The sequence below is a fragment of the Candidatus Kinetoplastibacterium blastocrithidii (ex Strigomonas culicis) genome, assembly GCF_000319245.1.
GTDB classification, from domain to species: Bacteria; Pseudomonadota; Gammaproteobacteria; order Burkholderiales; family Burkholderiaceae_B; genus Kinetoplastidibacterium; species Kinetoplastidibacterium blastocrithidiae.
The window spans coordinates 636,734-650,581 of sequence record NC_019814.1 but is presented as its reverse complement, the minus strand read 5'-3'; the positions used below and the strand labels follow the sequence as shown (position 1 = coordinate 650,581).

General features: G+C 32.2%; 15 protein-coding genes. 13 read left to right on the top strand and 2 right to left on the bottom strand.

Annotation, left to right across the window (positions count from 1 at the left end; all coding sequences use genetic code 11):
* Positions 1 to 3 precede the first annotated feature (3 nt).
* Positions 4 to 723, bottom strand: coding sequence for an SAM-dependent methyltransferase (locus CKBE_RS03145; protein ID WP_015238141.1), 720 nt, complete (start codon positions 721 to 723; stop codon positions 4 to 6).
* Positions 724 to 732: 9 nt separating this feature from the next.
* On the bottom strand, positions 733 to 1,320 hold the full coding sequence (locus tag CKBE_RS03140) for a Maf family nucleotide pyrophosphatase (protein WP_015238140.1): 588 nt from the start codon (positions 1,318 to 1,320) through the stop codon (positions 733 to 735).
* 309 nt (positions 1,321 to 1,629) lie between these two features.
* On the opposite strand from CKBE_RS03140, the gene rpmF reads away from it, so the two are divergent.
* The 13 genes from rpmF to recO all read left to right on the top strand — a co-directional run bounded on the left by rpmF (position 1,630) and on the right by recO (position 13,847).
* Positions 1,630 to 1,812, top strand: coding sequence for a 50S ribosomal protein L32 (rpmF, locus tag CKBE_RS03135; protein ID WP_015390042.1), 183 nt, complete (start codon positions 1,630 to 1,632; stop codon positions 1,810 to 1,812).
* A gap of 48 nt (positions 1,813 to 1,860) precedes the next feature.
* Positions 1,861 to 2,880: a phosphate acyltransferase PlsX gene (plsX, locus tag CKBE_RS03130; protein WP_192811412.1), complete on the top strand. Its 1,020-nt coding sequence runs from the start codon at positions 1,861 to 1,863 to the stop codon at positions 2,878 to 2,880.
* A 31-nt stretch (positions 2,881 to 2,911) separates the two neighbouring features.
* Positions 2,912 to 3,886, top strand: a complete 975-nt coding sequence (locus tag CKBE_RS03125; RefSeq protein ID WP_015238138.1) for a beta-ketoacyl-ACP synthase III — start codon at positions 2,912 to 2,914, stop codon at positions 3,884 to 3,886.
* A 23-nt stretch (positions 3,887 to 3,909) separates the two neighbouring features.
* A complete protein-coding gene (gene fabD / locus CKBE_RS03120; RefSeq protein ID WP_015238137.1) occupies positions 3,910 to 4,839 on the top strand; it encodes an ACP S-malonyltransferase in 930 nt (309 codons plus the stop codon).
* An 18-nt stretch (positions 4,840 to 4,857) separates the two neighbouring features.
* On the top strand, positions 4,858 to 5,592 hold the full coding sequence (fabG, locus tag CKBE_RS03115) for a 3-oxoacyl-ACP reductase FabG (RefSeq protein ID WP_015238136.1): 735 nt from the start codon (positions 4,858 to 4,860) through the stop codon (positions 5,590 to 5,592).
* A gap of 108 nt (positions 5,593 to 5,700) precedes the next feature.
* Entirely contained in the window at positions 5,701 to 5,934 is a 234-nt protein-coding gene (acpP, locus tag CKBE_RS03110) for an acyl carrier protein (RefSeq protein ID WP_015238135.1), read from the top strand.
* A 116-nt stretch (positions 5,935 to 6,050) separates the two neighbouring features.
* Positions 6,051 to 7,280 carry a beta-ketoacyl-ACP synthase II gene (gene fabF, locus CKBE_RS03105; RefSeq protein ID WP_015238134.1) on the top strand — a complete coding sequence of 410 codons (1,230 nt, stop codon included), beginning with the start codon at positions 6,051 to 6,053 and terminating at the stop codon, positions 7,278 to 7,280.
* Between the two features lie 166 nt (positions 7,281 to 7,446).
* Entirely contained in the window at positions 7,447 to 8,928 is a 1,482-nt protein-coding gene (locus tag CKBE_RS03100; RefSeq protein ID WP_015390041.1) for a Do family serine endopeptidase, read from the top strand.
* A 66-nt stretch (positions 8,929 to 8,994) separates the two neighbouring features.
* Positions 8,995 to 10,788 carry a translation elongation factor 4 gene (gene lepA / locus CKBE_RS03095; RefSeq protein ID WP_015238132.1) on the top strand — a complete coding sequence of 598 codons (1,794 nt, stop codon included), beginning with the start codon at positions 8,995 to 8,997 and terminating at the stop codon, positions 10,786 to 10,788.
* 14 nt (positions 10,789 to 10,802) lie between these two features.
* On the top strand, positions 10,803 to 11,621 hold the full coding sequence (gene lepB, locus CKBE_RS03090) for a signal peptidase I (RefSeq protein ID WP_015390040.1): 819 nt from the start codon (positions 10,803 to 10,805) through the stop codon (positions 11,619 to 11,621).
* Between the two features lie 5 nt (positions 11,622 to 11,626).
* Positions 11,627 to 12,337: a ribonuclease III gene (gene rnc, locus CKBE_RS03085; protein WP_015238130.1), complete on the top strand. Its 711-nt coding sequence runs from the start codon at positions 11,627 to 11,629 to the stop codon at positions 12,335 to 12,337.
* A gap of 15 nt (positions 12,338 to 12,352) precedes the next feature.
* A complete protein-coding gene (gene era / locus CKBE_RS03080; RefSeq protein ID WP_015238129.1) occupies positions 12,353 to 13,249 on the top strand; it encodes a GTPase Era in 897 nt (298 codons plus the stop codon).
* A complete protein-coding gene (gene recO, locus CKBE_RS03075) occupies positions 13,242 to 13,847 on the top strand; it encodes a DNA repair protein RecO (protein ID WP_015238128.1) in 606 nt (201 codons plus the stop codon). Before era ends, recO begins: the two co-directional genes overlap by 8 nt.
* Position 13,848 lies beyond the last annotated feature (1 nt).

The window sequence follows — 13,848 nt, the reverse complement described above, 5'->3', positions numbered from 1 at the left end:
GGTCTATTTTATGCCTTTTGCAAGGAAGAGAAATATTGTTGGTTTTTTTTGTATGGAGTCCAGTGGTGTTTTTTTCCATTCAAGAATTGATAGTGTTCTTATATACTCACTTTCTGATGTTATAGAAGATGCTATGCATAACATTGTATCTTGCTTTAGGTTATCCATTGCAGATTGCAATAAACGCATATTACGATAAGGTGTTTCTATCATAATTTGAGTTTGATTGATATTTTTAGACTCATTTTCCCAAGATATGATTTTTCTTTTTAGCTCATCTGGTTTTATAGGCGGATATCCTCTAAAAGCAAAACTTTGTCCATTCAGTCCACTGGCCATTAAGCTTAGGAAAATTGATGATGGTCCTGTCCATGGTTTTATTCTTATTCCCATAGATTGAGCTAATGAAACAACATCTGATCCAGGGTCTGCTATCGCAGGACAACCTGCCTCTGAGATTAGTCCAATTTCTTTCCCTTGTTTAACGCAAGATAACCATCTTATTATTTGTTCCTTAGTAATATTTTTTGACAGTTGGTGTATCGTTATATCATTTAATTGGTGAGATGATCCTATATCTTTTAAAAAAGATCGTGCTGTCTTAGCATTCTCTGCTATATATACATTAAGTGACCTTGCCTGTTTGAGAGCTTCCAAAGGCATCCAAAATTTCAGATTGGAATCGCTTATTCCAACTGGTATAAGATGTAATGTAGATATCATTTTTCTTAATTACATAGATATAATGCTAAATTCTTTAAGAAATTCTGTAAGCTTAATAAGTGGTAAACCTAGTATTGCAGTAGGGTCATCACTTTTTACGTATTCTACCAAAGTTATACCTAGTTTCTCCATTTTAACACTTCCTGCTGTATCATATGGTTTTTCTTTTTGAAGGTAATGTTCGATTTTGTCATCGCTTAGATGCTTGAATTTGCATTCTGTTGTAACTGATGATGATAACGTTTTATTACCGTTCGTTATTGATATTGCGCTAATAAAGAAGACTCTCTTGTCTGACATAAATTGTAGTTGTTTTTTTGCATTATTAAATTCCCCAGATTTCCCTATAAGTATACCATCGCATGAGCATACTTGATCAGCTCCTATTATAGTAAATCCAGGATTAGATTCTGATATATGTTTTGCTTTGCTTGTAGATAATCTTAATGCTGTTTCCTCTGGAGTCTCTTTTTGTAGAGGATTCTCATCTATGTCAGGTGATATGATTGTAAATGGTATATATAATCTTGACAATAGTTCTTTGCGATATACAGAACTAGAAGCTAGGATTAATTTTATTGATGTTTTATTATTCATAATGATATTGCTGTTTATCGATATGTTAGAATTACGGATGATGTCTCTAAGAATAACTTATAACTTCATTTTTCCTTCTATATCTAGTTTTTTAGTAATTTATTCTTTTTGCATATTTATATTAGCGACAAATATTATTTAATGTGTAGAATTTTGATTAATACATAGTCTCAATTATACTTGCTAATTATATTATTTGCTTGTTAGTATTTTTTAATGTTTTATTTAATTAGTGGGTATTTATTTAATTCTAGTTAATTATTATAATACCTTTGTCTTTATTAGGTTAGGTGGCTTTAGGGAGTTACAATGGCAGTTCAACAAAATAAAAAATCTTCTTCTAGAAGAGGAAAACATCGTTCTCATGATTTTTTATCGTTACCTTCTACAGCGATAGAATCTAAAACAGGAGAGATTCATCTTCGTCATCATGTAAGTTCTACCGGATTTTATCGAGGGAAAAAAGTCATAAATTTAAAAAATGATGATTAGGCCTATGGTACTATAGTATTTAAATAATTATATTTTCCGTTGAATCAGCTGATGCGTATTGCTATTGATTGTATGGGTGGAGATTTTGGTTTAGACGTTACAGTACCAGCCTCTGTTAATTTTGCCAATGATTATGGTGATGTTGATTTATTGTTGGTTGGTGTTGAGCCTCTCATCAAGTCTGCCCTCAATCTTATTGATGGAGTGCCTTTTAATAGAGTTCACATAGTACATTCAGATGAAGTTGTAACCATGAGTGATACTATTGATGTAGCTCTTAGAAAAAAGAAAAAATCATCTATGTATATTGCAGTCCAGGAGGTTAAGAAATGCAATGCTGATGCTTGTATTTCTGCTGGAAATACTGGTGCTTGGATGGCGATATCACGATATATTTTAAAGACTTTAGATGGGATTGACCGCCCAGCTATTGCTGCTTTTCTTCCGATACAAAATGGCGGGGTTACTGCCATGTTAGACCTTGGTGCAAATGTAGATTGTTCTGCTAATAATTTGTTGCAATTTTCTATAATGGGAACTGCATTATTACAGGCAGTGGAATACATTAAAGATCCTAGTATTGGTCTATTGAATGTTGGATCTGAAGTTATAAAGGGCAATGAAATTGTTAAAGAAGCTAGTAATCTTCTATTATCTAGCCCTTTAAATTTTTATGGCAATATAGAGGGTAATGATATATTTAAGGGAATAGTTAATGTTGTAGTATGTGATGGTTTTGTAGGTAATATCGTACTTAAGTCAGTAGAGGGTATTGCTAAGATGTTTTCTGGAGTAGTTAGAGAGGAATTTCAACGTAATTGGTTTTCATTGCTTACTAGTTTTATAGCTAATTCGACATTAAAAAGGTTAAAAAATAGATTGGATAATAGGAGATATAATGGGGCCTCTCTATTAGGTCTAAGAGGTATTGTTTTTAAAAGTCATGGGTCGGCTGATGTGAAATCTTTCTATTTTGCTTTAAAACGCTCTCGCGAGGCTATTATAAATAATCTCTTAGCAAGAACAATAGATAAGTTGTCTCAGATTAATCAATTGCTTAGGTCATAATGATTGACCTATATAATTTCCAGGAAGTTTTATGATATATACCAGAATTGTTGGTTCTGGGTCTTTCTTGCCAAGTACAGTTGTTTCTAATAATGATTTGGCTAAGGATTTATTATGCAGGGGCATTCATACTTCTGATGATTGGATTGTACAACGCACGGGTATTAAACAACGTTATGTTGCTGATGTTGATGTTAATACTAGTCATATGGCTGTTGAGTCTGCAAGAATGGCTTTAATTGACTCTGGCATTGATGCATCTGATATTGATTTAATAATAGTGGCAACATCAACGCCTGATTGTGTATTTCCAAGTACTGCATGTGTTGTTCAATCCAAGTTGAATGCAAGTCGTGCCGCTGCTTTTGACTTGCAGGCAGCTTGTAGTGGGTTCATATATTCCTTATCAACAGCAGAAAGTTTTATTTGTTCTGGCAAAGCAAAGAATGTTCTTGTTATTGGAGCTGAAAAGTTTTCTCGCATTTTGGATTGGAATGATCGTAGTACATGTGTTCTTTTTGGAGATGGGGCAGGTGCTTTTGTTCTTACAGCTTCTTATGATTGTGGTATATTATCATCCTGTATATCTTCAGATGGATCAATCTCAGATATTCTAAGTGTTTCCGGGCATTTTGATAGGGGCAATGTAAATGGTTGCCCATTTGTAAGGATGGATGGCCAATCGGTTTTTAAGAATGCAGTATATGTTTTGGAAGAATCAGCACGGGCGGTATGTGATAAAGCATGTGTTGATATAAATAGTATAAATTGGTTTATTCCACATCAAGCTAATATAAGAATTATAAAAATGTTGAGTCGTAGATTAGGTATAAGCAATGATAAGTTTGTTATAACTGTAGATAAGCATGCTAATACATCAGCTGCTAGTATCCCTCTCGCTTTTAATGTTGCAAAACTAGATGGAAGAATCAAAAATGGTGATCTTGTTCTTATTCAAGGTGTTGGTGGTGGTTTTACCTGGGGATCATTATTGGTTCGCATATAAAAAAATTAATTAATGAAATTTATATGAAAATTGCTTTTGTTTTTCCAGGCCAAGGATCGCAGTATTTAGGAATGTTAGATTCTTGGAATAATGAGACGATAAATAGTGTTATGCTGGAGGCTTCTAGTATATTGAAACAAGATCTTAAAAGTCTTATATCAAAAGGTCCTTTGGAATCTCTAAATCTTACTGTTAATACTCAACCTATAATGTTAGCTGTATGCCTATCATTTTTTTTAGTATGGCGTGAATCTGGTGGTAGGGATCCTGATATTATGGCAGGACATAGTTTAGGGGAATATACAGCTTTGGCTGCTTCTGGAGCTATCTCTTTTTCTGACTGTTTGAGGTTAGTTCGTTATAGAGCTGAATTAATGCAATCTGTTATTCCTGCTGATCATAGCGCTATGGCTGCGATTATTGGCATAGAACAAGATGATGTAGTATTAATCTGTAATAGAAATAGCAATGATGTTCATATTGTTGAGATAGCTAATTATAATTCTCCTTTACAGATTGTGATTGCAGGACATAAAGATGCTGTAATTAGCTCTTGTAAAGAGGCAAAAGCTTTGGGTGCAAAACGTACTATTATGCTTCCTGTTTCAGCTCCGTTTCATTCGACAATATTAAAACCAATATCAAAATATTTATTTTATTTTCTTGATTCTATTGATATAAAAGCACCAAAAGTAGATGTTATAAATAATGTAGATGTTAAAATAGAAAATGATCCAGTTTTAATTCGTGATGCATTGGTTCGTCAAGCCTGGAGTCCAGTACGATGGGTTGAGACTGTTCAATATATGAAAATGATGGGCGTAACTCATATTTTAGAATTTGGTCCTGGTAGTGTTTTGTCTAACTTAATTAAACGTATAGACCCAGAGTTAGTAACAATATCTATTAGAGATTATAATTCTTTAAATAAAGCCATTATGCTTGTTAATTAATACTATGTGAGTTGCTTTATGGAACTTAAAGGAAAGAATGCTTTCGTAACTGGAGCAACGAGAGGTATAGGTAGAGCTATTGCAAAAGAATTAGCTTATAGAGGGGCTAGTGTTATAGGAACAGCAACTAGCGAGTCTGGAGTGGATATAATTAATGCTGATTTAGGTGGTTTAGGAGTTAAAGGTATTGTTTTAAATGTAAATGATATTGATGGTTGTAATTTAGCACTAGATAGTCTTGCAAATGATATGTTTAATATTGATATTTTAGTTAATAATGTTGGTATTACAAGAGATATGCTTTTCATAAGAATGAAAGATGAAGAATGGAATGATGTTATTAATACTAATCTTAATTCTGTTTTTCGTATTACTAAGTTTGTTTTGCATAACATGATGAAAAAAAGATGGGGTCGCATAATTAATATTACATCAGTTATCGGTTCCATAGGCAACAAAGGTCAAGCTAATTATGCAGCTTCAAAAGCTGCTATTTCTGGATTTTCGAAATCTTTAGCTAAGGAGTTAGGTAGCCGAGGTATAACAGTAAATTGCGTAGCTCCTGGTTTTATAGATACAGATATGACTAAAGCTATAAGTCAAGAAAAAATTGATTTGATATTAAAACAGATACCATCAGGTAGACTTGGTTCTGATGATGATATAGCTTATGCTGTATCATTTTTAGCAAGTTCTAAAGCTAGCTACATAAATGGTACCACTTTGCATGTGAATGGAGGGATGCACATGTAAAATCTTAGTGGCATATTTAGATTATTTGTGGGGAATGGTATTAATAAGCCATTTGTATTTTTTAAAGTATTATTTTTATAATTTTGTTATTGTAATTTGGGGATGTAGATGGATAGTATAGAGCAGCGTGTTAGGAAGATTGTATCTGAGCAACTAGGTGTAGGCGAGTCTGATATAAGTATAAATTCATCTTTTATAGATGATCTTGGGGCTGACTCTCTTGATATGGTTGAATTGGTTATGGCATTGGAAGATGAGTTCGAGACTGAGATTCCAGATGAGGATGCTGAGAAAATCACAACGGTTCAACAGGCCATAGACTATATCTCAGTCAAGAAGTAATATTTTTAGCATTTGGCATAGATGTCTTGTGAATTATGATGCCAAATTCTATTGTATTTAGCTTCGATTTATAGTTTTATATTTGGTAACCGTTTTTTCTAGTTAAGGAGTGTCTGTTGAAACGGCGAGTAGTTGTTACTGGTATTGGTATAGTTTCACCTGTTGGTAATAGTTTAAATATTGCTTGGGATAATATAGTTAATGGTGTTTCTGGCATTGGATTAATTACTAAATTTAATCCTTCTAATCTTTCTGTTCGTATAGCTGGAGAGGTTTCTAATTTTGATATTTCTAGTTATATTCCGGCTAGGGAAGCTCGTCATATGGATACCTTTATTCACTACGGCGTTGCTGCTAGTATACAGGCATGGCAAGATTGTGGTTTGGAATTAAACGAAACTAATGCAAGTAGGATTGGTGTTGTAGTAGGATCAGGTATTGGTGGTTTGCAGAAAATAGAAGAGACGCAGACAGAAGTTTTAGATAGAGGTTTACGCAGGATATCACCATTTTTTGTTCCAGCATCACTTATTAACCTAATATCTGGGCATGTTTCAATATTGTATGGTTTTAAAGGTCCTAATTATGCTCTTGTGTCTGCTTGTACCACAGGGTTACATTGTATAGGAGATGCATCTCGTTTAATAGAATATGGTGACGCCGATGTTATGTTGGCTGGAGGAGCAGAATCAACTGTTTCTCCGCTTGGCGTAGGTGGTTTTGCTGCTATGCGTGCTTTGTCTGAGCGCAATGATGATCCTAAAACAGCTTCTAGGCCTTGGGATAAAGATAGGGATGGATTTGTTTTAGGTGAAGGAGCAGGTGTAGTAGTTCTAGAAGAGTATGAGCATGCAAAACGTCGTGGCGCTAGAATTTATAGTGAGCTAGTCGGATATGGCATGAGTTCAGATGCATTTCATATTACCTCTCCTAATAAAGATGGGGCTTATAATGGAATGTTAATGGCATTGAAAAATGGAAGCATTAATTACGATCAAGTAGATTATGTAAATGCTCATGGAACTTCTACTGTTATAGGCGATAGGAATGAAACGGATGCTTTAAAAATGCTTTTTAAAGATCACGCATATAATTTGGTAGTTAACTCAACTAAATCCATGACAGGTCATTTATTGGGAGCTGCTGGTGGTATTGAGGCTATATTTACAGCTATGGCAGTCTATAAACAAATATCTCCTCCAACTATTAATATATTTAATCAAGATAGTGATTGTGATTTAGATTATTGCTCAAAAGATGCTAGAGATATGAATATTAATGTTGCAATTTCTAATTCATTTGGTTTTGGTGGTACCAATGGTACTATCATTATGCGTAAAATGTAGAGTTTATTTTTATAGATTTTATATATTATGTAATTTGTAAAATAGTTTATATATTATTTTTTAAAAAATTATTTAATTGGGAAATATTTTTAATTACTAAAGTCACAGATGCTCTTAGTTAATTTTAGATTTGTTTCCCTATTATATTTAAAATGAGGATTTATAGATGTTGGAAATTAAAGTATCTAGACTTTTTATTTCTAGGATATTCTTATCAACGTTAATCATAATAAAATTGTGTTTAGCCTCGTGCTATATCTCTGTTTACGCGCAATCTATAGCTGGTTTAACAAATAATTCTTCTCTTAATTTGCCAGATTTTACAAATATTGTTGAGAAAGTAGAGTCTTCTGTTGTTAATATACGTACCATGACAAATATAGCAAATAGAGATGCTAGCAATAACTTTAACAATGATCCTTATGATTTTTTTAGATGGTTTTTTGGACCGCAATTGCAACAACCTGTTCCTATTTATCCTCCACAAGTTAACGAAGAAAAAATAATTCCAAGAGGAATGGGGTCTGGTTTTTTTATTTCTGATGATGGTTATATATTGACCAATAATCACGTTATTATAGATGCAACAGAAATAATTGTTACTCTTTATGATGGAAAAGAATTTATTGCAAAAGTTGTTGGTACAGATGATCGTACAGATATTGCTTTACTGAAAATAGATAATAAAAACACCAAGCCTTTATCTATAGGCAGTGTTAATTTTGTTAGAAAGGGGCAATGGGTTTTAGCAATAGGATCTCCATTTGGGTTGGACTCTACTGTTACTGCAGGTATAGTAAGTGCTATAGGTAGAGATACTGGGGATTATTTATCATTTATCCAAGCTGATGTTGCTGTTAACCCTGGAAATTCCGGTGGTCCTCTACTTAATTTAAATGGCGAGGTAATTGGAGTAAACTCTCAAATTATATCACGTAGTGGTGGGTTTATGGGTATCTCGCTGTCTATCCCAATAGATGAGGCAATGAGAGTTGCTGAGCAATTACGGTTATCAGGTAAAGTTATACGTGGACGAATTGGAGTCCATATAGGAGAAATAAGCAAAGAAGTTGCGGATGCTCTTGGATTAGTAAATTCTTATGGGGCCTTGGTTAGTTACGTTGAGAATGGTAGTCCCGCAGATCTTTCAGGTATTATTGCTGGTGATGTTATTTTAAGTTTCAATAATGAGAATATAAAAAAACATACAGATTTACCTCGCATAGTTGGAGAAGCAAAACCAGGAAGCAAATCTACTCTAATTGTATTTCGTCATGGAAAGAAGATAAAAATAGATGTTAAGGTAGGAGAGATTCAATCTGCTAATTCTTGTATTGTTGACAATAATAGCAATTTAGATAAAGGTTCTATTGTTTTTGATAGTATTGGTTTAAAAGTGGCAGATATACCTAGTGATGTTTGTTCAAATTTACGGATCAATGGTGGTGTATTGGTAAAGAAATCATTCGGAATAGCAGCTTCTTGTGGTCTAAAACAAGGAGACATGATACTTGCTATTAACGAGTATTGCATAAATGGAGTTAAGGATTTTGGAAAACATATTAAAACTCTTTGTAAAAATAGATCTTTAGCTTTACTTGTAAGACGTGGCGAGCAAACTCAATGGATTCCTATAAAATTTAACTAGTATATAACTAATATTAACCAATTACTTAGAATTGCATTTAACTATAGTATTAAAAATATTTTATTTATGAAACAAATTCGTAATTTTTCCATTATTGCCCATATTGACCATGGCAAATCAACTTTAGCCGATCGTTTGATACAGAAGTGTGGCGGTTTGGTAGAAAGGGAGATGTCTAATCAGATTTTAGATTCCATGGATATAGAAAGAGAAAGAGGTATAACAATTAAGGCACAAACTGTTTGTCTTAATTATCTAGCAAAAGATGGTATTACATATAAATTAAATATGATAGATACTCCTGGTCATGTAGATTTTTCATATGAAGTGAGTCGTTCTCTTTCTGCATGTGAAGGTGCATTATTAGTTGTAGATGCTTCTCAAGGTGTAGAAGCTCAGACTGTTGCAAATTGTTATATGGCAATTGATTTGGGTGTTGAGGTTTTGCCAGTACTAAATAAAATTGATTTACCACAATCTGATCCATGTAGTGTCAAAAAGGAAATTGAAGATTTTATAGGAATAGATTCTAAAAATGCTATTTCTATAAGTGCAAAAACTGGTGTTGGCATAGATGATATCTTGGAGTTAATAGTTACGAAAATACCTTCGCCTAAAGGATCATTTGATCAGCCGTTACAAGCTCTTATTATAGATTCTTGGTTTGATAGTTATATAGGAGTTGTTGCTTTAGTTAGGATTGTAAATGGTATTTTAAGACCAAAAGATAAAATTCTATTTATGTCAACTAATTGTACGTATATATGTGAACAAACCGGTGTATTCACTCCTAAATCAGAGTCAAGAGACTTATTATCAGCTGGAGATGTTGGTTTTGTTGTTGCTGGGATCAGAGACCTTCAACATGCTAAAGTTGGAGATACTATTACTACATATATGAATCCATCGTTAGATCCTTTGCCAGGATTTAAAAATGTTCAGTCTCAAGTTTTTGCCGGAATTTATCCAGTTGAAAATTCCGAATATGAACAGTTACATATATCTTTAAATAAATTAAAGCTAAATGATGCTTCATTAGTATTTGAGCCTGAATCTTCTGAGGCGCTCGGTTTTGGATTCCGTTGTGGTTTTCTTGGTTTATTGCATATGGAAATTGTACAGGAAAGACTGGAACGTGAATTCAGTATGAATATAATTACTACTGCTCCATCTGTTGTGTATCAGGTAGCAAGAAAAAGTGGTGCCGTAGAAATGATAGGTAGTCCATCACATATGCCAATATCAGGCTCTTTGGAAGAAATTCGTGAGCCGATAGTAATTGTTAAGTTATTTATGCCTAAAGACTATGTTGGTATAGTTATGACTTTATGTAATAGTAAGCGTGGAGTTCAAGTAGACATGGTTTACTATGGACGTCAAGTAAATATAACTTATGAGATGCCATTAGCTGAGATTGTTTTAGATTTTTTTGATCGCTTGAAATCTATATCTCATGGTTATGCCTCTATGGATTATGAGTTTTTAGAGTATCGTGCCGCAGATGTTGTAAAAGTTGATGTTATTATAAATAATAATAAAATTGATGCTTTATCTATGATAGTTCATCGTGCAAATGCTCGTTTGCGTGCTCGTAATATGGTAGTACGCATGAGATCTGTTATTCCTAGACAGATGTACGATGTTGTTATTCAAGCAGCTATAGGATCTGACATTATAGCTCGTGAAAATGTTAAAGCGTTACGAAAAAATGTTTTGGCTAAGTGTTATGGTGGAGATATAAGCAGAAAGAAAAAATTATTAGAAAAGCAAAAAGCTGGAAAGAAAAGAATGAAGAATGTTGGCAATATTGAAATACCACAAGACGCTTTTTTAGCAGTCCTAAAAGTCGATGACAAATAAAATTTATTAATTTAATGAGTCAATTATTTAATTTATTTTTGTTTATTATATTACTAACAACAGCTATGTTGTGGTTGATTAATATCTTATATTTACGCAGAAGAAAAAATATAACCTCTGATACAGGTAATATTTATTATAAGAAATTACTTTATTTATCAAACTGTTCTATAAATATTTTTCCTGTTCTATTAGTAGTTTTTTTATTTAGATCTTTTGTTTTTGAGCCATTTCGTATTCCTTCCGAGTCTATGTTGCCTACTTTACAACCAGGTGATTTTATTATAGTGAATAAACATAGTTATAGTATAAAGTTACCATTTTTAAATTATGATATTCTATTATTATCAAAACCTAAAAGAGGCGATGTAATTGTATTTCATTATCCTTACTCTAAGAAAGTTGACTATATAAAACGCATAATAGGTTTACCAGGGGATAAAATATCCTACAAAAAAAAACAACTATTCATCAACGATATTGAAATAGATAATCATAGAGATGGTTTTTATTATGATCATAATTCTATGCGTTTTATTAATAGATATAATGAGTTTTTAGATAATATTGTTTATAAAATATTATCAAATGAAGGATATATCAATAGTTTGAGTCCACATTTCAAATTTCCATTTTTAGAAAATTTTAAATATTCTGATGGTGATTTTAGTTGTATAGTTCCTGATGATAATTATTTTGTTATGGGTGATAATAGAGATAATAGCTTTGATAGTAGATATTGGGGATTTGTTCCATATCACAATATTGTAGGTAGAGCTTTTTTTATATGGATGAATTTTAATGATATTGGTCGTATAGGTTATTTAAATTAATTATTATGTCTTTTCTTGAATTGGAATATAGTTTAAATTATAAATTCAGTAACAATAATTTATTGGAACTAGCGCTTACTCATCGTAGTTATGGTTCTCCTCATAATGAAAGGTTAGAGTTTCTTGGGGATTCTGTACTTAATTTTGCAATCACCATTTTTTTATTTGAGAAGTATTCAGATATTGATGAAGGTGGATTATCACGTTTGAGAGCCAGACTAGTTCAGCAAAATTCTTTAGCTACAATAGCTAGCGATTTAAATTTATCAAGATATTTAAAGTTAGGCGATGGAGAGTTAAAAAGTGGTGGTTGTAATAGACCCTCAATATTAGCTGATTGTCTTGAGGCAGTATTCGGAGCTGTTTTCAAAGATTCTAGTTTTAATGAGGCCAGAATTGTTATTGAAAAGCAATTTGTTAAGCTTTTGAATAATCTAGATCTAAAGACTATGTGTAAAGATGCAAAAAGTTTACTGCAAGAGTTATTACAGTCTAGAAAGATATCGCTACCTCGTTATTTGATAGTTAATATAAATGGAGCTGCGCATAATCAACGCTTTGAGATTGAATGTATTATATCTGAGCTCAATATAAAAACAAAAGCATTAGGTGATACAAGACGTTCTGCTGAGCAAGCAGCTGCTAAGATCGCTATTAATATATTAACATCTTCAAATTATTTAGATTGTTATTTATATAAAAGCATAAAGGTATAATTTTTTAAACTTATAATGAAAAATTCCATAGAAAAGTACAAGTCTGGATTTATTGCTATTATTGGTTGTCCAAATGTTGGTAAATCTACTCTTAATAATGCATTGATTGGAGAAAAAATTTCTATAGTTTCCAAAAAAGCTCAAACTACTCGTCATAAAATTAATGGAGTTCTAACTAGGGGCAATGAGCAATTTGTTTTTGTAGATACTCCTGGGTTTCAAATAAAGTATGTAAGCACTATGACTCGTATGATGAATAGATTAGTAAGTAAAGCTTTAATGGATGTTGATATAGTAGTACATGTTATTGAAGCATGTAAGTGGAATAATGAAGACAATAATTTATTAGAGATAATACCTAAATTTAAAACAGTATTACTGGCTATTAATAAAATTGATTTACTAAAAGATAAAAACTTACTATTACCATTTATTAATAATGCAACTAAATACTATCCATATAGCTCAGTCATACCTATTAGTGCTTCTAAAAAATATCAACTTGAACCTTTATTACATGATATTTCTAAATATTTGCCTTATAAAGAAAAGATTTTTGATGATGATGTTTTAACTGACAGACCAGCTAAATTTTTTGTTTCTGAAATAATAAGAGAAAAAGTTTTTAGGCTTGTTGGTGATGAAATACCTTATAAGTGTGCTGTAATTATAGAAAAATGGGATGAGCAGGCTAATCTTGTATATATATATGCATGTATAATTGTGGAACGTATTACCCATAGAGCAATATTATTAGGATCACATGGATTGCATATGAAGCGCATTGCAACAGAATCACGTCAAGATATTGTGAAACTATTAGATAAAAAAGTATATTTGGAAATATATATAAAAGTTTGCAAAAATTGGTCTAATAAAAAAGAATTTTTGGAAATCATGGGCTATGAGTAGATTTAAATCTAGTTTTGTAGAGGATGATTGTTATGTTTTGCATAGTATCCCATGGAAGGAAACCTCATCAATTATAAAAATATTCTCTCGTAATCATGGTTGTATTTCTATTGTTGCCAAAGGGGCTAAGAGACCATATTCTCAATTAAGGCCTGTTTTATTGTCTTTTCAGCATTTGTTGTTGGCCTGGAAAAATAATACTTCTAATATAAAAACTCTAGTTAGAGCTGATTTAGGAGAGATATTTTTACTTCCGGGTGATTCATTAATGTCTGCCTGGTACATGAATGAATTAATTTTATATTCTCTGGCTAGTGAGGATTCTCATCCTTCATTATTTGATGAATACAGTAATTCTTTAAAATATTTATGTAATAAGTCTAATTACAAAGCTAGTATTCTAAGGAGATTTGAGTGGTTTTTATTAAAAGAAATAGGATACGGAATTGATAAATCAGAGCCTGATTTTAATAATCAGGGATTGGAGCCTGTTTTACGTTTAGACTTGCGAAGAAGGATGGAGACTATGCTAGGAGGTAAAGAACTATTAACCAAAAAAATCCTATTTAATCTCCACTACTCCACTACATCTAATTAAA